Source organism: Carboxylicivirga sediminis, assembly GCF_018156225.1.
In the GTDB taxonomy this organism is placed as follows: Bacteria; Bacteroidota; Bacteroidia; order Bacteroidales; family Marinilabiliaceae; genus Carboxylicivirga; species Carboxylicivirga sediminis.
In genome coordinates this window covers 110,562-132,334 of sequence record NZ_JAGTAR010000015.1, presented here as the reverse complement: position 1 = coordinate 132,334, position 21,773 = coordinate 110,562, and the positions used below count along the sequence as shown (strand labels likewise).

The 21,773-nt window shown below is 41.6% G+C and carries 19 protein-coding genes; 8 read left to right on the top strand and 11 right to left on the bottom strand.

Going from position 1 to position 21,773, the window contains the following annotated elements; all coding sequences use genetic code 11:
- Position 1: 1 nt before the first annotated feature.
- Positions 2-727, bottom strand: a complete 726-nt coding sequence (locus KDU71_RS11260) for a lysophospholipid acyltransferase family protein (protein WP_212190890.1) — start codon at positions 725-727, stop codon at positions 2-4.
- Between the two features lie 203 nt (positions 728-930).
- Between KDU71_RS11260 and KDU71_RS11255 the strand changes: the two genes are divergently transcribed.
- Positions 931-1,761, top strand: a complete 831-nt coding sequence (locus KDU71_RS11255; protein WP_212190888.1) for a nitroreductase family protein — start codon at positions 931-933, stop codon at positions 1,759-1,761.
- Between the two features lie 7 nt (positions 1,762-1,768).
- Here the strand turns inward: KDU71_RS11255 and KDU71_RS11250 are convergent, their stop codons facing one another.
- Positions 1,769-2,032, bottom strand: coding sequence for a YkgJ family cysteine cluster protein (locus tag KDU71_RS11250; RefSeq protein ID WP_212190880.1), 264 nt, complete (start codon positions 2,030-2,032; stop codon positions 1,769-1,771).
- 80 nt (positions 2,033-2,112) lie between these two features.
- Here KDU71_RS11250 and sfsA point away from each other — a divergent pair, with 80 nt between their 5' ends.
- The 3 genes from sfsA to KDU71_RS11235 all read left to right on the top strand — a co-directional run bounded on the left by sfsA (position 2,113) and on the right by KDU71_RS11235 (position 6,748).
- Complete coding sequence (sfsA, locus tag KDU71_RS11245) at positions 2,113-2,811, top strand: DNA/RNA nuclease SfsA (RefSeq protein WP_212190878.1); 699 nt, start codon at positions 2,113-2,115, stop codon at positions 2,809-2,811.
- Positions 2,812-2,961: 150 nt separating this feature from the next.
- Positions 2,962-4,842, top strand: a complete 1,881-nt coding sequence (locus KDU71_RS11240) for a hypothetical protein (RefSeq protein ID WP_212190876.1) — start codon at positions 2,962-2,964, stop codon at positions 4,840-4,842.
- Positions 4,826-6,748 carry a DUF3857 domain-containing protein gene (locus KDU71_RS11235; RefSeq protein WP_212190874.1) on the top strand — a complete coding sequence of 641 codons (1,923 nt, stop codon included), beginning with the start codon at positions 4,826-4,828 and terminating at the stop codon, positions 6,746-6,748. The genes KDU71_RS11240 and KDU71_RS11235 overlap by 17 nt, the downstream gene beginning before the upstream one ends.
- Before the next feature lie 55 nt (positions 6,749-6,803).
- Here KDU71_RS11235 and KDU71_RS11230 read toward each other — a convergent pair whose 3' ends face one another.
- From KDU71_RS11230 to KDU71_RS11220, 3 genes are all read right to left on the bottom strand, one after another.
- On the bottom strand, positions 6,804-7,727 hold the full coding sequence (locus KDU71_RS11230; RefSeq protein WP_212190871.1) for a DUF6263 family protein: 924 nt from the start codon (positions 7,725-7,727) through the stop codon (positions 6,804-6,806).
- An 80-nt stretch (positions 7,728-7,807) separates the two neighbouring features.
- Positions 7,808-8,275, bottom strand: a complete 468-nt coding sequence (locus KDU71_RS11225) for a hypothetical protein (protein ID WP_212190869.1) — start codon at positions 8,273-8,275, stop codon at positions 7,808-7,810.
- Positions 8,276-8,366: 91 nt separating this feature from the next.
- Positions 8,367-9,053 (bottom strand): XRE family transcriptional regulator, encoded by a 687-nt coding sequence (locus tag KDU71_RS11220; RefSeq protein ID WP_212190867.1) that lies wholly within the window; start codon positions 9,051-9,053, stop codon positions 8,367-8,369.
- 170 nt (positions 9,054-9,223) lie between these two features.
- Here KDU71_RS11220 and dinB point away from each other — a divergent pair, with 170 nt between their 5' ends.
- Positions 9,224-10,471: a DNA polymerase IV gene (dinB, locus tag KDU71_RS11215; protein ID WP_212190865.1), complete on the top strand. Its 1,248-nt coding sequence runs from the start codon at positions 9,224-9,226 to the stop codon at positions 10,469-10,471.
- 59 nt (positions 10,472-10,530) lie between these two features.
- The gene (locus KDU71_RS11210) at positions 10,531-13,506 is read left to right on the top strand and encodes a DNA polymerase III subunit alpha (protein WP_212190856.1); all 2,976 of its coding nucleotides are present in this window, start codon (positions 10,531-10,533) and stop codon (positions 13,504-13,506) included.
- Positions 13,507-13,584: 78 nt separating this feature from the next.
- On the opposite strand, the gene KDU71_RS11205 is transcribed toward KDU71_RS11210, so the two are convergent.
- From KDU71_RS11205 to KDU71_RS11180, 6 genes are all read right to left on the bottom strand, one after another.
- The gene (locus KDU71_RS11205) at positions 13,585-15,744 is read right to left on the bottom strand and encodes a S46 family peptidase (RefSeq protein WP_244828412.1); all 2,160 of its coding nucleotides are present in this window, start codon (positions 15,742-15,744) and stop codon (positions 13,585-13,587) included.
- 22 nt (positions 15,745-15,766) lie between these two features.
- Positions 15,767-16,339: a Maf family nucleotide pyrophosphatase gene (locus tag KDU71_RS11200; RefSeq protein WP_212190854.1), complete on the bottom strand. Its 573-nt coding sequence runs from the start codon at positions 16,337-16,339 to the stop codon at positions 15,767-15,769.
- 98 nt (positions 16,340-16,437) lie between these two features.
- A complete protein-coding gene (locus KDU71_RS11195) occupies positions 16,438-17,379 on the bottom strand; it encodes a geranylgeranylglycerol-phosphate geranylgeranyltransferase (RefSeq protein ID WP_212190852.1) in 942 nt (313 codons plus the stop codon).
- Positions 17,380-17,394: 15 nt separating this feature from the next.
- Positions 17,395-17,910 carry a KdsC family phosphatase gene (locus KDU71_RS11190; protein ID WP_212190850.1) on the bottom strand — a complete coding sequence of 172 codons (516 nt, stop codon included), beginning with the start codon at positions 17,908-17,910 and terminating at the stop codon, positions 17,395-17,397.
- A gap of 98 nt (positions 17,911-18,008) precedes the next feature.
- Positions 18,009-18,461, bottom strand: a complete 453-nt coding sequence (locus KDU71_RS11185; protein WP_212190848.1) for a nuclear transport factor 2 family protein — start codon at positions 18,459-18,461, stop codon at positions 18,009-18,011.
- Between the two features lie 14 nt (positions 18,462-18,475).
- A complete protein-coding gene (locus KDU71_RS11180) occupies positions 18,476-19,711 on the bottom strand; it encodes a porin (RefSeq protein WP_212190846.1) in 1,236 nt (411 codons plus the stop codon).
- Positions 19,712-20,150: 439 nt separating this feature from the next.
- On the opposite strand from KDU71_RS11180, the gene KDU71_RS11175 reads away from it, so the two are divergent.
- Together KDU71_RS11175 and KDU71_RS11170 are read left to right on the top strand one after the other, a co-directional pair.
- Complete coding sequence (locus KDU71_RS11175; protein ID WP_212190843.1) at positions 20,151-20,765, top strand: YigZ family protein; 615 nt, start codon at positions 20,151-20,153, stop codon at positions 20,763-20,765.
- Positions 20,766-20,779: 14 nt separating this feature from the next.
- A complete protein-coding gene (locus KDU71_RS11170) occupies positions 20,780-21,715 on the top strand; it encodes a carbohydrate kinase family protein (protein WP_212190842.1) in 936 nt (311 codons plus the stop codon).
- The last annotated feature ends 58 nt before the right edge of the window (positions 21,716-21,773 follow it).

The window sequence follows — 21,773 nt, the reverse complement described above, 5'->3', positions numbered from 1 at the left end:
TTTAATTTACGCTTAAAGCCGATTGAATAGTTGTGTGGGTTAAATCAATCAAATCATTCTGGCATTCGGTATATTGCCGGGTATCAATTGGCTCATGTATCACCATTCTTACTGAACCGGGAAACAGATTCAAGCCTTTATTGTACACCCTATAAGTATCAACAATACTGACGGGCAGAATGGGCAGGCCAAGTTCAAAAGCAATTTTAAAAGCCCCCTTTTTAAATCGGCCCATCTGGTTGGAGCCACTTCTGGTACCCTCGGGAAAAATAACTACAGACGAGCCGTTCGCCAGCTTTCGCTTGGCTTCTTCAATTGACTCCATAGCTGCACGCGGTGAAGAGCGATCCAAGAAAATATGACCAACTTTATGACTCGCATAGCCAATTCCCGGTGCATTTCGAAGCTCTTTCTTCATGATCCATTTGAAATCGATCCCCAACCAACCATATAGTAAAAAGATATCGTAACCACTTTGGTGATTAGCAATAATAACATAGGACTGTTGTTCTTTTATGTTCTCGCGGCCTTTTACAGTTACCAGCATGGGCGTAAGATAACCGGTTACACGGGCCCAGGTAGCCCCCCAGAAACTACCGATTCGGGGACTGACAAGGATAGAGAAACTGGCTGCCAGGAATGAAAACAGCAGGCTAGAAACGGCAAATAATGGGATGAAAATAAAGAACTTGTAGGGTTGATACAGCCAGTATGCGAATTTCTTCATGTTACAATCATCAATTTAAACAGCCCCAGGGTTGTTATCAACAACTTTTTAAAACTTATTTAATCAATATAAAAGCCCTCAACACTCATTTTTGAAATAGCTTAATGCAAAAATAGTGATTCAAATTATTGGCACAACACGTGTTTGATATTATAATCAGTCGCGTTATGTATATTTGTGGCTCCCAAAAATGATTTGAACAAATGATGACTTCTATTAGTGATAACTGCTGCCGATGCAAAAAGTGTGAGCAAATATGTCCTGTATCAGCTGTTGATATAGATAATAATAACATTAGTGATGACTGCATAAAATGTTACCACTGTGGTGCTATCTGCCCCCAGAAGGCAATAAATGCTGAATACTTACCAGGCACAGTAACTCAAAATAACATATCACCCTACGACTTTGAGTTGCTGATGCAACAGCGTCGCTCTCATCGGAAATTTAGCAACCGCAAAGTTGCACCTGAAATACTTACGGAGTTCATCAATCATCTGCGCTTCAGCCCAACAGCCAGCAATTTGCAGACACTCAACTTTACTGTTGTTACCAATCAGGATAAGATACAAGAAGTTAATAACCTGACAATAGACACCTTAACAGGTGCCTATAACTCACTTAATGCCTTTACCAAACCACTCATCCGCATACTTTTGGGCCAACACCGCCTGGTACAGATGGAACAATCGAAACGAAAATTTCTTAACAAAAAAGCTGTAAATAAGCAAATGATAACTTACAACGCCCCGGCAATGATTATTGTACACAGTCCAACAAGTCCGGTGGGCATGCCCTGCCATGATGCAAACATCTGGACTGGCATGGCAATATTGTATGCCGAATTATTAGATCTTTGCACTTGTATCAATGGCTATATTGTTAATGCAGCTAAACGAAACAATAAGGTAAAAAGAACATTGAATATTGATCAATCAGAAACAGTATATGCTGCTCTCCTAATTGGGTATCCACATAATAAATTTGAGAATACGGTTGGGCGAAACCTTCCGCTTATCAAAACAATTGATTAGCCAAACTCTATAAATGTTTCCATTCTGATAAACCCTGAAGCTGCGCTAATATTTCAACAGCTTCGCTGCGGGTATGACCGCAAAAAGTGGGCTCAGGCATGAAGCCTTCACAAACACCCGGACGTTCAGGTGAGTTAAAAATATCGCATTTATAATCAGCCGTTAGATGAGGGCATGGAACGCCACCTGGCTTGCCCTCAGGCATCTTGGGTAACCGTGATGATATACTGGGCACAATACAACAAGCCCCACAATTAGCTCTACATTCCATTACATCAGCATTTTTAAACTGCCGCAAAAATACAGCATTCACCATTAATTATATACTTTTGATTGAGAAAATAATGATATATGATTTTTGAAACACCTCTGGTTCATGGCACATTAATTCGACGCTATAAGCGTTTTCTAAGTGACATCAGACTTGATGACGGTACAACAGTTATTGCCCACTGTACCAATAGTGGCTCCATGAAAACCTGCATTGAAGAAGGCGCCGAAGTCTATCTCTCGCCAGCCAAAGATCCTAAGCGAAAAACCCGGTTTACATGGGAAATGATTAAAATCAACGGTCAATGGGTGGGTGTCAATACCTCACACCCCAACCTAATAGCCTTTGAAGCCATTAAGAATGGTGCAATAGATAAGCTCAGTGGATACACGCACGTACAACGAGAAGTCAAAACAGGAGATAGTCGCATAGACATCATGGCCCAAAACACCCATGAAACCTGCTTTATTGAAGTCAAGAATGTGACCATGAAAGACAGCGAATATGCACGCTTCCCTGATGCTGTTACCACTCGTGGCAAAAAGCACCTTGAGGAATTAATTAATCTGAGAAAAGAGGGAATACGCGCTGTTATGCTATACATCATCCAGCGAAGTGATGTGGAGATATTTGCGCCAGCACATGAAATAGACCCAGATTATGCTTATACTTTAAAGCATGCATATAATGCTGGTGTTGAAATTATTCCAATTCGTGTAAAAGTAAATCCCAATGAAATTAAGATTGAGAAAGAGTTGCCATTTGTGTTAGATGCCTAACACACGACTGTTATATACATACTTTACTTTCAAAATTATTATATAATCATTCTAAATTAACATATCTACTACTTTATTTGTCTATTCATAAGGCGGTTGGTTTGATAATTAACTATATTTAAAAATATTATCTCATTCAAATCCAACTCTATGAAAAGGAATATTCTAGCTACACTGTTTTTATTAACAGCATTAATTGTCAATGCCCAAAAAGCTCCTATTAAATTTGGCAAAGTCAGCAAAGAAGAAGTAGGAATGACCACCTATGAACCCGATACTTCAGCTGCAGCTGTTGTATTATGCAAATACGGTCGTTTCAGTGCTTCAGACTTTAAATTTACTCGCATTGAACGAATAAAAATTCTCAAAAAATCAGGTACTAAATATGCCGAGTTTATATTTCCGGGCAGAGAAAATGACACCTTCAGAGGTAGAACTTACAATCTGGTTGATGGTGAAGTTGTTGAAGACAAGCTTAAACGTGAATCAATCTTTAAAGAAAGAGTTACTGAGCGTTACTTTCGATATCGGGTAGCATTGCCTAATGTTAAAGAGGGAAGTGTTATTGAAGTTGAAACATCAACAGTAGGACTGCCAACTGAGTGGACATTTCAGCGCTCTATACCGGTTAAACACTGCGAACTATTACTTGAAGAATCAAACTATATTAATTATCGAAAAAGGATGGTTGGTTACGAGCCCATTGACCATTCCGACGGTAAACGCTTTATAGCCAAAAATGTACCTGCATTTAAAGCTGAAGCATATATCAATTCGAAAGAAAACTATATCACTAAATTTGAATTTGACTTACTCAGTGTGAACTTTCCTGGATATTACGAGTCATTTACCACCTCTTGGGAAGCAGTAAATGACCGACTGATGGAAAGTGACTATTTTGGCAGCACCCTCAAAAGCGGAGGTGGTTACCTATCTGATATTGTAAAAGAAATTGAAGCGCAGAATTTATCGCCAGTTGATAGAGCAAAAGCCGCATTTGAAGCCATTAAAACAGTAAAATGGAACAATGAAGTCTGGATATTTACTTCGGGCAACACCATGTCTAAGCCCTATAGAGAAAAAATTGGTAACAGTACAGACATCAACTTTATGCTGATACACCTGCTTAAGAAGCTTGACATCGATGTTTACCCTGTAGTAATCAGCACACGGAATAATGGTATGCTAAATCCATTTTACCCGAGTTATGAAAAATTGAATTACACATTGGTTTGCGCCAAAATTGATGATAAAAACTACCTGCTTGATGCCACTGAGCAAGAGCTTGAATTTGGCATGCTTCCGCTAAGGTGTTTAAACCATCAGGGGCGCATAGTTACCAATCAGCAAGGCCAATGGGTTGATATTATCCCTAGTTTCAGAGATTATGAAACGGTGTTTTATGATCTACAACTTGACGAAAACCTAACACTGGAAGGTGAGGTTAATTATAGTCGAACCGGTTATGCGGCATATGATTTTCGCAAGAAATTTAAAAAATATGCAGGTGATGAAGATTATCTGGTGGATCTCGAATCAAAACACAATGGTTTGATAATTAAAGATTTTTCAATTGACAATGCAGAAGAAATCAGCCAACCAGTAAGAGACAAATACGAAGTGGAACTAAAAAACAAAGTGGAAAGAATTAATGACATGGTAATGCTTAATCCTTTTTTACTTGAAAAAGTAAATGAAAACCCATTTAAACTGGAGAAAAGAGAATACCCGGTCGATTTTGCATATTGCCGCACTAAATACCTGGTTTCAAACATTACAATCCCTGACGGCTACACCATATCTGAGTTACCTCAAGCAGTAAGAATCGTTACACCTGATAAGTCAGTATCTGTTATGATTCAGCATCAGCAAAAGTTCAATAAGTTAATGACTGTCTACAAATTCAACATCAACAAAACAATGTTCTTACCTGATGAATATGCTCAATTGAAATTGATATACGAACAAATCATAAAAAAACATGCAGAACCAGTAATTCTAAAACCTATTTCCGATGCAGCCAGCTTATAATAAATACATCTTATTACTATTACTGTGCTTCAGCTTTGGTTCAATATCTACAGCCAAAGATGCACCACAATATGCAGTAGACAAGATACCTGCTGAACTTCTAAAGAATGCGAACGCAGTGGTTCGCATCAATGAAGTAAAGCTCAACATCCTGTCTGAAAACAAAGCAAACAAAGAGGTAAAGTATGCAGTAACTATTCTAAAAGAAAATGCCATTGATGAATCATTCTTTGCTCAGGGATATGATAAATACATTAAAATCAATGATATTTCAGGGATTATTTACGATGCCAATGGGAAACGCGTTAAACGAATAAAAACGGAAGATATTCTGGATTACAGCGCTATCCAGGGGTTCTCCCTTTATGAAGATAACCGCGTTAAAGCCATTGATCCTGAATACATGACCTTACCTTTTACTATTGAATACTCCTATTCAATAGATTACAAATCATTATTCTTTATGCCATCATGGTATGTTTTCCCTGGATATAATATTTCGGTTGAACACTCAAGCTATAGCGTAACCACCCCAAACTCTTATATCCTTAGATACAACGAACTAAATCTATCAGAAAAGGCAGAGGTCAAGCAAAATGGTGAGCAAAAAATATATGAGTGGAAGCATGATAATTTTAAAGCAATAAACTACGAACCATTCAGTCCGCCATCATCCATCAGCTACCCTTGTGTGCAAACCGAACCCAGTACATTTAATATCAACAGCTACGATGGGGATTTTTCAACCTGGGATGACATGGGGCGCTTTATGTGCACGCTTAACGAAGACTTGGATATTTTGCCAGTAGAAACACAAAATGAAATTAAAGAGCTTGTAAAAGATGTGACAGATACCCACGAAAAGGTAGCACTTATTTATCAATACTCACAAAAGAAGAACAGATACATCAGCGTTCAGGTTGGTATTGGAGGTTGGCAACCCTTTCCGGCTGAGACAGTTGACCGACTATCTTATGGCGACTGTAAAGCGTTATCCAACTACACCAAGGCTCTACTCAAGGTTGTGGGAATCGAATCCAGATATACATTGGTTTATGCAGGAGCAAGTAAACGCCCAATCAATCCAGATTTCCCAGGGAATAACTTCAATCATGCTTTTTTGTGTGTCCCCCTTCAACAAGACACAATGTGGCTTGAATGCACCAGTGCTACTTCACCTTGTGGCTATATTGGTAATTTCACCGACGATCGGTATGTATTATTAGTCGAAGACAATGGCGGTAAACTTGTTAAAACACCATCTTACTCAGCTAAAGTAAATAGCCAAAGTACAATTGGGGAGGTTCAATTTACAGATAACCTATTATTAGACATAGATGCCAAGATCAAATATTCTGGGGCCAACTACGGTGATGAATACTACTTATTGCATATTGATGAAAAGGACAGGCGCAAAAAAATCATTAAAGACATTAGAATACCAAACTTTAAATTGATAGACTATCAATTGGCAGATGAGAAAACCAGTACTCCTTCTCTAACCAAAAATATGCGACTGGAAGCTTCAAACTATTGCACACAAATGGGCAACAGGACCATCCTGAAACTTAATCTGTTCAATGCGTTCAATTCGGTACCTCAATATGCACGAAAGAGAAACAATCCCGTTTACATCAAACGCAACTACAGCGAATCGGACACCATAAAATATGCACTACCTGCAGATGTAGAAATAGAAGCGCTCCCTACTAAAACTGTGCTTAGCTCAAAATATGGCGAATATGAAAGCTTTGCAGAATATAAAGATGGTCATATCATTTACCATCGCTATTTTCAAATCAACAAAGGCACCTACCCTAAAGAAGAATTTAATGACTTCAGAGAGTTCCTTGAAAAGGTATCAATAGCCGACAATGCCAAAACAGTATTGATTTCAAAAACATAAACAATAAAAAAAGCCGGTGTAACCGGCTTTTTTTATGCTATTAATAATAATCGAATTACATACTCGTATAAGTCGACTCGGTTTTAATCTTCATCGGCATTTCCATTGGAGCAGGCAGCTGAGCCGACTCTATTGCTACGTTTCCATCCAGACTTTGAGTGAGCTTTACCTCTGTTGGCCAGCCTGTTTTAGCATTAATATTAGCAGTAAACGACACATCGCCTTTCAGATTAAAATGCTGTGTCATACCCATTTGCTCTACCGACTGTCCTTCTTTTGTAGCCATGGTGCCTGAACCCGACAATTTCACCTCATTGCCACTCACAGCATCCACATTGTAGTTAAATGTATTATCGATTGGAACAGGCTGCACTAATTGAGTATTGGTAGTCCACTTTGATCCAACCTTCACTTTTTCAACCGGATAAATTATAAGCATACTGCTCATGGTATGTTTCATACTCTCATCAGAGAACTGACCGGACAACTGCTGCTTCATCATGGCCGCCTGCTGAGGATTATCACCAAAGGCAGTGGACAATTTCTCCAAGACAGCTTCAAAGCCTTTTACTTCCAAAACATTGCCCCTTTCATCAAATTTCATCTGAAACTTATGACCTACAATCAGGCTAAAAGTTTTATTTAAAGGATTGTTTGGATCAGCATTGGCATCATTTGAATCATAACTCATGTTCATCATGGCCGCTTCGAGTTTAAACAACATCGACTCAAAAACCAGCTCCGAGGTATAAACTTCACTGCTTTTGTCGTTTATCTTTATAGAAATATCACCAGCAATAGTTGTGCTGACATTTTGAGACATCCCAGAAATATTTTGCTCAATAGCCTGGGTTGTATGCTGCTTAAGCAGATAAGTCTCGCCCACCTTGAGGTTATAGCGTAAAGCTGTTTGCGCTGGCGCATCGAATGAAAACAGCGCTACTGCAATTAGCAGCAGAAACAAGTTAAGTTTCTTCATAATATTAGGTTTATTAATTATAATGTTACGAAGCTAAGAAAATTTATTCAGGATTGCGTCAGGGCAAACGTCTGGCTCCACTATTCCTTTACGCGCACATACTTTTCAATTAGCAACAGGTTCTCATCACCCAAGCCAAGCTCTTCCAACTCTTCCACTCCCTGCTGAATAAGTGTATCGCCCTTTAGCTCCAACTTAAATTTAAACGAGTGACCTTCCCAGGTACGAGCGGTACAAAAATCAAGGTTTTCAACATACTCGCCATTGCTAAAGTCCATTGTGCCGCCACCCGACATATAGGCGACTGTGCTGCTATCTTTACCCTGCTGTAAATCATGTAGAAAAAAAGCAAAATGCGTGGGAGTGATAATTTTAATCATCTCTTGCCCATCTACCATATTCGAAGTCACCGAATCTTTACTGTGATAATCGGACGATATCAACTGCCAGGTACCTACATATTGCTCCGGAAAAGTTGTTGAATTCTGTTTGATATTATTGCATGCAAAGCCAAATCCTGCTATAAGGATTAATAAAGTAATTCTCATAATTCATTTAATATTTTAAGGTTTTGAGTAAAGATAATCATCTTCTTCGAAGCAGCACCCAATTGCAGGTTCATAAAATACCCGGCAATCATCATCGCTCAATCTCAAAACCATTATAGGTTTCAAACTGCCAAACCTCAACAATCTGACTCACATTTAATTCATATGGCTTATACAGTCGATTGGTGGACACCAGCAGCAGCGACTGTTTACTTTGCACCTGATTATACACCACCTTAAAGACAATACCTTCATCGCGCGTTACAACTATACAAGGCGTACCATCTTTAATCATCTGCCAGTTTTGAATATATGAGCCCGTTACCCAGGCACCTTCGGGGATGGGCAACATCGAATCGCCCTGAATCTGAAACGTTCGGTATGTTTTATCTTTTGGTAAAAAGGGTAAGGAGAATTTTGGCAATGAGGCTATAAACCCAGTATCACCGTAGTCGGATGCATAGCCGGCCTGTGCTTTCACCGGCACCAGTTCAATATTCTCCTCTCCCTCATCGCTAACCGAAATAGTCAACAACCTCAACTTTTGCCCGGTTACATCAATATCAAATCCACCTTCAATCTGCGATAACTGAAACTCCGACAATGCATCTAATTTATAGCGTACCAACGCATCGATGGAAACATTAAAATACTCGGCAAAACGGATAAGTGTTTTAAATGGCGGCTGCACACTTTTTTCATAGCCTGCCAACGTGGTGCGAGTCAGCTCCAATACACCCGACAAATCACTCTGTGACATACCCTTACGCTTTCTCAAGAACTTAATATTATCTGCAAAATACATAGACTATCTGTATTGAAATTTTTTAACCATGATTATCAATAGCTTGCCATTCTCACCCTCATTTTGAAGGCTAGAATGATTTACAAATATACGAAAGATGACTATATTATAGTATGATAAATGACGATATAATCGACAATTAAATGAATAAATCAATTTTGCATCTGGATCTAGACACTTTTTTTGTGTCGTGCGAGCGTTTGATAAATAAGGAGTTGATAGGCGTTCCGGTGCTGATTGGCGGAACATCAGACCGAGGCGTGGTAGCGGCCTGTAGCTACGAGGCCCGCACTTATGGCATACATTCGGCCATGCCTATGCGTATGGCCCGGCAGCTGTGCCCCCATGCCAAAGTCATCAGGGGCAACAGTCAGGCCTACAGCGAATATTCCAATACCATTACCGACATCATCAGGGAGCGTTCTCCCCTTTTCGAGAAATCATCCATCGATGAGTTTTACATTGATGTAACAGGCATGGATCGCTACATTAAAACCACCTATCTGTGGGCCAAAGAACTACGCGAAGAAATCATTCACGAAACTAAGCTCCCTATCTCATTTGGCTTATCAACCAGTAAAACCGTAGCTAAAGTGGGTACTGGTGAAGCTAAGCCCAATAACCACATTCAGATAGAAACGGGCTACGAAAAACCCTTTCTGGCTCCTCTATCCATCAAGAAAATACCCATGGTGGGCAACAAAACCTATCATCTGCTACGACGCATGGGCATTGAGCGAGTACGCACCGTGCAGGAGATGCCACCCGAACTGCTGGAACGCGTACTGGGCAAAAACGGCATTGCCATCTGGAAAAAGGCACAGGGCATTGATAACACGCCGGTAGTAGCCTGGAGCGAGCGTAAATCCATTTCTACCGAGCGTACTTTTGAGCAGGACACCACCGACGTGTACACGCTCAAAAGCATACTGGTGGGTATGGCCGAAAGCCTGGCCTATCAGCTGCGTAATAGCAATAAGCTCACATCATGTGTGTCAGTAAAGGTGCGCTACTCCGATTTTCAAACACATACCAAACAAAAGCACATCCCTTACACATCTCTGGATCATACACTTATTGAAACGGTGAAAGACCTGTTTGATAAAGTGTACAATCGTCGGGTACTGGTTCGCCTGATTGGCGTGCGCTTTAGCAACCTGGTTGGCGGCAGCTACCAGATACGCTTGTTTGAGGACTCGTTTAAGATGATTAAGCTCTACCAGGCCATGGACAAACTGCGTGGACGTTACGGCGAAGATGCCGTCAAACGCGCTCAGGGCATGCGGGCACGCCATGTAAAACAAATGAACCCATTTAACGGACAGATGGATGGGGCTATTATTAGTCCGAAGCCCGAAGTACGGAGTCAGAAGATGATCCGTGGTGCATAGTGCGATGCTAAAATTAGTCCGCAATCATAAACAAATCAACGGTTCAACAACAAATAAACATGCTTACCAATTGCCATTCATACTACAGCTTTAAATACGGCACCATCTCCACCGAGGATTTGATTAAGGTGCTCACATATCACGGATACACCACTTTTGCCCTCACTGATATCAACAACACGGCAGCGAGCATTGATTTTGTGCGCCTGGCGGCTCAGCACAACATCCTCCCGGTGGTGGGTGTTGACTTTCGAAACGGCACGAAGCAGCAATACATAGCTCTGGCAAAAAACAATGCAGGCTTTAGAGAAATCAACGAATACCTGACGCCTCATCTGCACGAGAAGGTCAGTTTTGACCCGCTGGCGCCATCTTTTGATAATGCCTATATCATCTATCCCTTTACCCATGACGATGACGAGCTGCGCGACAATGAGTTCATTGGCATTTCGCCGGAAGAGCTGAAACAGCTCCCCTTCTCTCCTTGGAGAAATCGCCTGGATAAACTGGTGCTTAAGCACACCTGCACTTTTCGCAACAAACACGATTACAATGCGCATCGTTTGCTGCGAGCCATCGACAACAATACCCTGCTGAGCAAACTACCTAAAAGCGAGCAGGCCAGTGAAACCGATACCATCCTGCCCAAAGACAAACTACAACAACTGTTTGCTGCCTATCCGCAGATTATTGAAAACACAGAAAAGTTGCTGGACTCGTGCAGCATCGACTTTAGCTTTGGCACCAACAAAAACAAGCAGGTTTTCACTGGCAGTAAAGAAGCTGATTTTGAGCTCCTGAAAACACGTTGTGAAGAAGGGCTGAGCTACCGCTTTCCGAATAAAAACGAGGAGGTAGTTAAACGCATGTATAAAGAGCTGGAAGTAATACGCGACCTGGGCTTTTGCGCCTACTTTCTGGTTACGCTCGACATTGTGGACTATGCCCGCAGTCAGAATTTTTATCACATTGGCCGGGGAAGCGGCGCCAACAGCTTAGTAGCCTACCTGCTGCGCATCACCAATGTAGACCCCATTGAGCTGGATTTATATTTTGAGCGCTTTATCAACCCCTTCAGGCAGTCGCCGCCCGACTTTGACATTGACTTTTCGTGGACCGACCGCGATGCTGTGACCCGGTATATTTTTGAAACATATGGCTACGATCACGTGGCCCTGTTGGGCAACTACGTCACCTTCAAATACAAATCGGCTATCAGGGAGATAGCCAAGGTGTTTGGACTGCCCGACGACGAAATAGTAGCGTTACAGAAAAACCCATCGTTAGCTACCGAAAGCAAGTATGGCGAATGGGTGATTAAATACAGCCAGTTTATCGATGGTTTTCCCAGCCATTGCAGCATTCACTCCAGCGGCATCATTATCTCTGAAGAACCCATGAACTGCTACTCGTCCACCGAACTTTTGCCCAAAGGTTTCCCCTCCACCCAGTTTGACATGTACATAGCCGAGGATGTGGGGCTTCATAAGTTTGATATCCTAAGCCAAAGAGGACTGAGCAAGATTAAAGACACGCTGGGCATTATCCGTGCAAACACTGGTAATGAAATTGATATTGATGATATCCCCAGACTTAAAAGCGATGAGCATATTAAAGAACTACTGAAAGTAGGTAAAGCCATTGGCTGCTTCTATGTTGAATCGCCGGCCATGCGCATGCTACTCACCAAACTGAAGGCCGATGACTACCTGCGCCTGGTAGCTGCCAGCTCTATCATTCGCCCGGGTGTAGCCAAAAGCGGCATGATGCGTGAATACATTCTGCGCTTTCAGGATGAGGGCCGACGTGAAAAAGCACGGGAGGAACTGCCTGAACTATACAACCTACTGGAAGAAACCTACGGTGTGATGGTTTACCAGGAAGATGTGATTAAAGTGGCACACTACTTTGCCGGTCTATCGCTGGACGAAGCCGATGTACTGCGCCGTGGCATGTCGTGGAAATTCAGGCAGCGCAACGAATTCTGGAAGGTGCGCGATAAGTTTTTCAGCAACTGCCAACAGAAAGGCTATGCCCGGCAAACCATTGCCGATATATGGCGACAAATTGAGAGCTTTGCCAACTATGCTTTTGCCAAAGGACATTCGGCCAGCTACGCCGTTGAGAGTTATCAGGCTCTGTTCCTTAAGGCTTATTACCCGCGCGAATATATGGTTGCTACTTTAAATAACGGTGGTGGTTTTTATCGCCCTGAGCTTTACCTGCACGAAGCCCGCATGCATGGTGCTATTATTGAAACGCCCTGTGTTAACCGGAGCGACTGGCCTTGCATCATCAGAGATAAACGACTGTTTTTGGGCTTTTTTATGCTTCATGGGCTTGAAAAAAAATCTGTTGAGCTGCTGCTCAACGAGCGTGGTTTGTTTGGCGAGTTCTCCAGCCTGGCCGATTTTGTAACGCGCGTACCCATATCGCTTGAACAACTGCTAATACTAATACGTATTGATGCTTTCCGGTTTACCGGCAAAACAAAAAAAGAACTGCTGTGGGATGCTCACTACCTGCTAGGCCACACAAAAGTGACCAAGCCCGAGCCGACGCTTTTTCAAACAGTTGTAAGGGAATTTGAACTACCCCTTTTATGGGAGCACGAGCTCGAAAATGCCTTTGATGAACTGGAATTGCTGGGTTTCCCATTGAGTTCGCCCTTTAAACTACTGGAGAAGCAGCTACCCAGTTTACTAAAAGCCGCCGATCTGCCCCATTTCATTAATCAAACAGTGGTAATAGTGGGCTACCTGATCACTCGCAAACCCACACGCACCAGCAGTGGCGAACATATGTCATTTGGCACTTTTCTGGATATTGATGGCTACTGGCTGGACACGGTACATTTTGCCCATTCATTTAAACGCTACCCCTTCAGAGGGCCAGGCTGTTACCTTATACGTGGCAAAGTAGTGGAAGAGTATGGCTTTATAAGCATTGAAGTAAGCCAAATGTACCGTTTAAATAACCAGACGCTGGAAGAGAATACCCGCTTACGAAAGTCAGTTGAAACGATTAGTATTTGACAGAGCAGACCATATCATCTCAAAAGCAAAGGCCACCCCGATGGGATGGCCTTTGAAATATGCTTGCATGAGTAATAATTACTCAATAATAGTCATCTCATCGAGCAGGTAACCAGCTCCAGCCATTTTGTCAACGATAAACAGAACATAGCGCATGTCTAAAGAAATATTACGACATTGCTCAGGGTTAAACATCAAATCACTCATCACCCCTTCCCAGGCACGATCGAAGTTAATACCAATCAGATGGCCTTCGGCGTTGAGCACCGGACTACCAGAGTTACCTCCTGTTGTGTGGTTAGTAGCAACAAAACAAACCGGCACTGTTCCGTCCACTTCGTAACGACCATAGTCTTTGTTGTTATACAACTCCTTTAGCTTGGCCGGTACGCGGTAATCGTAAATATCCGGATTATCCTTTTCCATAATCCCTTCAAGAGTTGTATAGTGCTTATAGTAAACAGCATCGCGTGCAGTATAGCCCTTCACCTGACCATATGACACACGCAAAGTGAAGTTGGCATCGGGATAAAAGATTCTATCCGACTCGTACTTCATTTGAGCAGCCATGTAGGCTTTATCCAGGTCGGCCAGCTCACTGCGGTACTTTTTCAGCTGCGGATACACCTTATCGCCATACACACTTGCAAAGCTCTTATTGAGCAGGTAAGCCGGGTCTTTTTCCAATGTCTTAAGCGACTTGGCCGAGAAGCCATTGATAAACTCAATCACCTTCGCCTCCTCATCAAAAATCGATTTGGCAAAGAGGTAGTCGACATATTTATTAACATCACTCTTAAATTTACCATTGATCAAATTGTACACACCTGGCTGAAAAGTTGCTTCAATATTTTCGGCATACATGCTTAACAGCTTAGCCGAAATTTCCATATCCAGTGGCTGATAGTAATCTTTAAAGAATAATTTGACGCTTTTCACCAGCCCGTCTTTAAGTTTCTGTGCAGCTTCAGCATTCAGTTCATCGGCTTTATAAAGGGCCACCAGAGCCTCCATCTTACCAGCCAGATTAGCAATCTCGATGCCGTTAGATGGAATCATCTCGCGGTAGTAACCATACGTCAGGTTGTAGTTGGTATAGTCTTTATAAACGGCTTTATATTTATCCAATAAATCAGCATACTCAGGGGCCTCGGCTTTGGCCCAGGCCATAAACCCTTCTTCGTAAGCTTGTTTTTTGTTGATGGCATCCAGAATTTCCAGCCCCCTGTTTTCACCAATCCAGCGCTTCCAGCTGTTAGAGATACGTGCGTTTTTAGCTGCGTACTTAATACGTACAGCAGGGTCGGCCTCCTGGAAGCGGTTCATAATAGCCAGCTTTTCGGTACGCACATCAATCAGCTTGGGATTCACTGTTTCAGTCAGCATCTCCAGGTGGTATGATGGCACGTACTGATACGTACTGCCCGGATACCCGAAAACCATGGTAAAATCCCCTTCGTTCACACCTTTTAGCGAAACCGGAAAGTGCTTTGCAGGCTTGTAAGGCACGTTGTCCTTTGAGTACGCTGCCGGCTTATTATCTTTATCAGCATAAATACGGAACATCGAAAAATCACCGGTATGACGGGGCCACATCCAGTTATCGGTGTCGCCACCAAACTTACCTATAGCCGATGGAGGAGCGCCTACCAAACGAACATCTTTGAACACCTCGTTAACAAACAAAAAATACTGATTACCCTGAAAGAAAGGCTTCAACACAGCTTTATAGTGCGTATCTTTAATCGCCTCTTCTTTGATAGCTTTGATATTTTGGGCAATGATTTTATTACGTTCCTCAACTTTCATGTCATCATTCACGCCATCAAGTACGCGTGCAGTTACATCTTCCATTCGTTTCAGGAAAGTCACTGTCAGATCGGGATTCACCAACTCTTCCTCGGGTGACATCGCCCAGAAACCATTCGTCAGGTAATCGTGCTCAACAGAGCTATGGTACTGAATCTGACCATAGCCACAATGATGGTTGGTCACAATTAGTCCTTTATCAGAAATCAGCTCACCTGTGCAGCCACGGCCAAAAATCACCACTGCATCTTTCAGACAAGCCTGATTAACACTGTACACATCTTCCGCTGTCAGCTTAAAGCCCATCTCCTGCATCTGTTCAATGTTGTATTTTTTCAACAACATCGGAATCCACATTCCTTCATCGGCTCTGGCAAAAGTTTGTAAAAACAATGCCGCCACCAATGTCAATACTATTCTTTTAATCATTCTGTTGATTTTATAAGGATTTTTAAAATTTCTGTAATTCGTTATATAACTTCTGCACAGGCAATCCCACCACATTAAAGTAAGAACCTTCGATACGCTCAATACCTATCATGCCAATCCACTCCTGAATACCATATGCACCTGCTTTGTCAAAAGGCTGGTATTGTTCAATGTAAAAATCAATTTCCTGTGGCGTCAGTGTTTTAAAAAACACCTTGGTTGATACAGTAAACACTGATTGCTTGCTGCCACTGGTAAGTGCTACGCCAGTTATCACTTCGTGGGCACGCCCCGACAGCATCTGCAACATTTTCTCTGCTTCCTTCTTATCGGCAGGTTTGCCCAGTATGTGCTCATCACAACACACGATTGTATCGGCTGTTATCACCAATATATGGCCTGCCTTGCAATCGGTTTCGTAAGGCAAGGCCTTCTTCCGGGCCAGGTACAAAGGTACTTCATGTGCCGGAATATCATCCGGATATGTTTCCTCAACATCCTCTTTAACCATTACATCAAAAGGAATATTCAGATGAGAAAGCAACTCTTGTCGGCGAGGCGATTGTGAAGCCAAAATCAATTTGTAGTTAGTCATTACTGAGCAACTATATTTTAAGATTATCAATATGCAAAAGGCAAATATAAAACAATTACGCACCAATGAAATTGGATTGCGCAGATAGCCTATGTGTTTTAAAACATCTGACCAGCCATGAGAATAAACAGTACTCCCAACAGAATAATTAACTTACTGATGTTGCTGACCTGATGATAATCTGCAGGCGTACCGGCCTTTATCCATTTAACTGCCAATAAGAAGTGTGGCAATGTAAATCCGATTATAAAATAAGGCAATACATACGGGATATCCTGAAAATCATCTACATAAAAATAAATACCCCACAAGGCTATTAACGTGAAAGCCACAATGATTAGTACAAAAGCTTTGGTTAAAGGCAACCCCAAGGCAATAGGCAAGGTTTTACAACCAACCGCTTTATCGCCTTTTATATCTTCTGTATCTTTAATTATCTCACGAATAAAATTGCTAATAAATGCAAAAATGGCGAAGCCACTTGTCCAGAACCAAGCTGTTGAGCATGCCTCGGTACGTATTATAGCCTGTCCATGCACTTTACTCAGCATGGCAAACTCAACCGATACCACCAGCAACACAACGATACCTGTTAAGAAGGAAATAACCAGGTTACCAATAACAATATGCCGTTTAAATGTTGTACTGTAATACCATAGTATGACCGGAGTACTGATAAACATGAGGGCATAAATTTCTTTGCGGGATACATAAGCTATAAACAAGCCTATTAGTATACCGCTAATGGTCAGCAGCACATGCAGAAAAAGGGCCATCCGGCGGGTGATATACTTACCCACCAGCACCTTACCAGGCTTATTAATTCGGTCAATACGAATGTCGAAATAATCATTAATGATATAGCCCGATGCTGCCAGCAGCAAAGTAGCCAGCACCACCAAAGCAAATCGAAAATGGGATAAAACCGGATGCAAGTCAAACTGTTCGAGAATAGGCTGAATTAATCCATAGCGCAATGCATATTGCATTCCGCCAATCATCAAAAGGTTTTTAAGGCGTATCAGTTTTAGTATATACATTGTCCGATTGCTAGGTTACCAAATATAATCCAAAGCCCACTTTCCGTGTGCCCTTAATACCTGCTCCATCACATCGCGCACGGCACCTTCCCCTCCTTTTTTATCTGATATATATTTGCATAATGACTTAATTTCTTCGACGGCATCTGATGGGCATACAGGCACACCCACGCGTTTCATCACCGGATAATCGGGTAAATCATCGCCCATATACATCACCTCATCGGCATTCACACCAGTTTCTTCCAGCCACTCTTCAAAACAGGGCAATTTCTTCGAAATTCCAAGGTAAATATGCTTCACTCCCAACCCCTCGTACCTTTTCTGCACTGCATGGGTATTACCTCCCGATATGATGGCCACCGGATATCCCAATTTTACAGTCAGCTGCAAGGCAAAACCATCCTTAATATTAGCTGTACGCATAGGCTCTCCCGAAGGATGCATGGGTATCATCTGGGACGACAAAACACCATCTACATCGAAGACAAACGCCTTCACTTTCATTAAATCTTCCTTGAAATTACTCATTCTGTTTTCACTTTTAGTGCGAAGATAAGAAAAAGGCCCTTCAAATTAATTATGAAGAGCCCTCGATCCGACTATATTACTTACAATTCTTACATGATTCAGGTATGATCAAGTATAATTTTCCACTGATCATCAATATATTTCCACACCAGCGAAAAGTTACCTTCGGCATCCCCCATCTGACGCTTAAGGTGGAAACTTCCGATAACTATAACACAATCATCGGCCAATTGTTTAAATCGTTTAAACGTATAGGTTAAAGTCCCACGGTGTGCGGCTGTTGGATAGCCTTTCTGGTATCTTTCCAAGGTATTTTGCCAGCCGTAAGTGATACTATTCAGTCCCATAAAACAAAGTGAATCTGATTGCCAATACACCTGCATATAGCGCTCAAAGTCACCATCATTCCATCCCTGACGCGAATCTTCCATCTGCTGCAAAATCGTCTGTTTGACTTCATCATCTACAGTACTATAGACATCTTGTTGCGGTTTGCTTCCACAAGCCAACAGACTTATGCTTACAAGCAATAGGAAAAATAACTGTTTCATAGATTTGTTTTAGTTTAAAAATTAACCTGTAACTGAATCCTGATTAGCTGACCAGCCTGACGATTAACCGGATTGGCCATGTCTTCGTAGCGACGATCAGAGATGGTGTACATAGCCACTGCCTCAAAGGCTTTAATTGGTTGCCACTCAACGCCAATCTCCAATTCTTTAACGGTATAGCTTCGGGCATCCAACTCAAACTTCTTACCTCCATCGTAATACATTCCCTTAACAAAGGGGAAAATCTCTTGCTTATTATGCTGAATGCGATACATAACCTGGGCATAACCACCATGCAACTTTTCTTTACCTACTGAGCCTATTTCATTGACAGCATCATAAGCAAACTCTGGTCCCACACCAAAATTATATTCGGCCTGAAAACCAAATGGCTGAGGGTAATAAACAATGGTACCTGCAATACGCTGGTCGGCAAACGTTTTGTCCATAGCTGATTCTGAGCTTAAACTACCGTCATCGTTTCTTACAACAACGCCATCTGTAACCGATGTCATTTTGTAGTTACCTGTATATCCCTGCACACCAAACTCCATATACTGTCCGGAGCTTAACTCAATTGGATAGGTAAATCGAGCAGCTATATGAGGGATTTTTTTCTCATCAGGAACCAAACTATTACCGCGTTGCCCATTATAAACCATGACGTAAGCCATCCCATAATCACCAGATCCTTTAAGCCCTTTGCTTTTAAGCGTTTTAAAACGTTCGCGTATTGCTTGCGGTGCATAATGAATACCGATTCCCATATCACGCTCATCTCTGACAGCGCTGTTGAGCGGATCATTTCGATCAAGTGCCAGCCTGTCCTGCGACGATTGCAGGTTTTCAAAACCAAAAGGAATTTTACTTTGTCCACCTCTCATTCTCCATTCTCCTGCCGGATCCAGAAAATAGTCGAAATAAGCATCGCGCAACTGGCCAAGGTTTTTACCATCTGAAGCAAAGTCGGCCTGAAAATAGAAATATAAACGAGGATGTACCTGCCCACTCACCTTTAAACGCATTCGGCGAATTGAGAATCCGTCATATCCACCATAAGTACGATCACCCTGAGGATTCTCCATATCAGGATTAGTCTTGTATAAATCATTGTAACGGAGCTGCATATACCCGTTAACTTTTAACTTATCATACCAATTTGATAAGCTGACCGGATTAGCATCCTTCTCTTGCGCACCGGCCACAAATCCCACCAAAAGCAGTGCAATTAAAATAGTTTTAGTTGTCATGTTTCTATAATCTCTGTTTAGCAAATGAGACTAATGAAATTTAGTCAATTAATAATTACACATAAATTTGGGGTTGCAAATGTATACATTCATAAATAATAGCTTTACCCACTTTTACGAAAGTACTAAAACTTAACAATTAATTAATGTTGCAAATCATCAATAACATTCACCCTTAAAAAGTTATCTGGCATCATTAATCATCCCCTATAAACCAGACCATTACAACAAGTAACTACACCCAATACATTAGCCTGGCTTTTACGTGATTAAGTCATCTTATGAATAAGACTTCAGAACAACTCACAACTACATGCTAATCATCAGACTAATACAGTTGGCATTTTGTTCCTATGGCATATTAGAATATAAAGTTTAAATCAACCACAGGAATTTATTAATTTCACTCACTCAAAATTTACAGAACGATTGCAAAGCAATGACATTACCCGATAAATATAAAACAATTGAAAACGCATCGGAAGGCATCTACAAAGAAAAAGGGAGTAAATTTATTACCTATGCCTATCCCGTATCTGATGAAGACGAAGTGAAAGAACACATTGCCGAGTTAAAGAAACAATATTACGATGCCCGCCACCACTGCTATGCCTGGCAATTAGGCGTTGACGGCAAGCACTTCAGGGCCAATGATGATGGTGAGCCATCGGGAACAGCAGGCAAGCCCATTCTGGGGCAAATCCGCTCTCATGATTTAACCAACATTCTGATTGTTGTTATCCGCTATTTTGGGGGTACAAAACTAGGCACCAGCGGACTAATTCGCGCTTATAAAGAAGGAAGTATTGATGCCATTAACAATGCCACTATTATTGAAAAAACAATCAATGACTATTACAGAATTAATTTCGATTACGGCGTAATGAATGATGTGATGAAGGTTATAAAGGATGAAAACCCGAATATTCATCAACAAGATTTTAACCTGCGTTGTGCCATTGAGTTGAGTTGTCGTCAGTCTGAAACTAAAGCATTAATTAATAAATTTGAAAAGATTGAATCTGTAAGCATCGACTTCATCAAAACCGTTTAAACCAAACTCCTACTATGAAAAAGTACGACATCATCGTTACCGGCGACTGCAATATAGACCTTATCTTCAACAACTTTAACAAACTTCCACACTTTGGAGAAGAAGTAATAGCCCATGATTTTGATATCGTTTTAGGAAGCTCGGCAGGTATAACCGCTGCACACCTTGCTGCACTGGGTGTTAATGTGGCGTATATCGGTTCCATTGGCGCCGATAGTTTTGGACAGCAGTTTAAGGAGTTGCTTGGTTCATATGGGGTTTGCACCAACTATATGATTGAAAAGAAAGCTTATAAAACAGGCTGCACGGTAGTAATGAGTAAGGATGAAGATCGGGCAAACCTAACTCATGCAGGTGCAATGGCACAACTATCACCTCAGGATATCCCCTTTAATCTGATAGCTTCAACGCCTTATTTTCACATGTCGAACCCGTATGTACTGCCACACTTCAGAGATGTATTGCCCCAGTTTTTTAAAGCTATAAAAAAGCATCAGGTACATACATCGTTAGACCCACAGTGGGATGTAGAAGAGAAGTGGGATACTGACCTCAGGCAGCTGCTTCCATATGTTGATGTTTTCTTACCTAATGAGACCGAGTTACAATTGCTGCTCAAAGGCAATAACACTGAGGTAAAATCATTACTGCAACAATGCACGACTCAGATTATCAGCACGTGTGGCAGCCATGGTGTTCAGCATATCGATTCACAGTCAAAGCGCTCCTACCCTGCTTATCAGAACGCTCATCCAATAGATTGCATTGGTGCAGGAGATGCTTTTACTGCAGGATTTTTATCTGGCATTATTGAGAATAAAAGCAGCGATAAAGCCATAGAAATGGGATGTAAAAGCGGCGCCCTGTCAACTACAGTTGCAGGAGGTAGCGTGCCTTATACGTCTCGTCAGGATTTTGAAAAGCTTTTCAGGCAGTTTATAAACCCTTAGCAGCAGGCTAACATTGATGCAAATCAGTTTTTTAATTGGCCATTAGATGTATTTTGCA

Excerpts from the sequence above, each read along its gene's own strand:
- KDU71_RS11195 (WP_212190852.1), bottom strand. The coding sequence starts at position 17,379 with ATGTATATACTAAAACTGATACGCCTTAAAAACCTTTTGATGATTGGC.
- KDU71_RS11190 (WP_212190850.1), bottom strand. The coding sequence starts at position 17,910 with ATGAGTAATTTCAAGGAAGATTTAATGAAAGTGAAGGCGTTTGTCTTC.
- KDU71_RS11225 (WP_212190869.1), bottom strand. The coding sequence starts at position 8,275 with ATGAGAATTACTTTATTAATCCTTATAGCAGGATTTGGCTTTGCATGC.
- KDU71_RS11240 (WP_212190876.1), top strand. The coding sequence starts at position 2,962 with ATGAAAAGGAATATTCTAGCTACACTGTTTTTATTAACAGCATTAATT.
- KDU71_RS11205 (WP_244828412.1), bottom strand. The coding sequence starts at position 15,744 with ATGATTAAAAGAATAGTATTGACATTGGTGGCGGCATTGTTTTTACAA.
- dinB (WP_212190865.1), top strand. The coding sequence starts at position 9,224 with ATGAATAAATCAATTTTGCATCTGGATCTAGACACTTTTTTTGTGTCG.
- KDU71_RS11230 (WP_212190871.1), bottom strand. The coding sequence starts at position 7,727 with ATGAAGAAACTTAACTTGTTTCTGCTGCTAATTGCAGTAGCGCTGTTT.
- KDU71_RS11180 (WP_212190846.1), bottom strand. The coding sequence starts at position 19,711 with ATGACAACTAAAACTATTTTAATTGCACTGCTTTTGGTGGGATTTGTG.
- KDU71_RS11175 (WP_212190843.1), top strand. The coding sequence starts at position 20,151 with ATGACATTACCCGATAAATATAAAACAATTGAAAACGCATCGGAAGGC.
- sfsA (WP_212190878.1), top strand. The coding sequence starts at position 2,113 with ATGATTTTTGAAACACCTCTGGTTCATGGCACATTAATTCGACGCTAT.
- KDU71_RS11255 (WP_212190888.1), top strand. The coding sequence starts at position 931 with ATGATGACTTCTATTAGTGATAACTGCTGCCGATGCAAAAAGTGTGAG.
- KDU71_RS11250 (WP_212190880.1), bottom strand. The coding sequence starts at position 2,032 with ATGGAATGTAGAGCTAATTGTGGGGCTTGTTGTATTGTGCCCAGTATA.
- KDU71_RS11200 (WP_212190854.1), bottom strand. The coding sequence starts at position 16,339 with ATGACTAACTACAAATTGATTTTGGCTTCACAATCGCCTCGCCGACAA.
- KDU71_RS11260 (WP_212190890.1), bottom strand. The coding sequence starts at position 727 with ATGAAGAAATTCGCATACTGGCTGTATCAACCCTACAAGTTCTTTATT.
- KDU71_RS11235 (WP_212190874.1), top strand. The coding sequence starts at position 4,826 with ATGCAGCCAGCTTATAATAAATACATCTTATTACTATTACTGTGCTTC.
- KDU71_RS11185 (WP_212190848.1), bottom strand. The coding sequence starts at position 18,461 with ATGAAACAGTTATTTTTCCTATTGCTTGTAAGCATAAGTCTGTTGGCT.
- KDU71_RS11210 (WP_212190856.1), top strand. The coding sequence starts at position 10,531 with ATGCTTACCAATTGCCATTCATACTACAGCTTTAAATACGGCACCATC.
- KDU71_RS11170 (WP_212190842.1), top strand. The coding sequence starts at position 20,780 with ATGAAAAAGTACGACATCATCGTTACCGGCGACTGCAATATAGACCTT.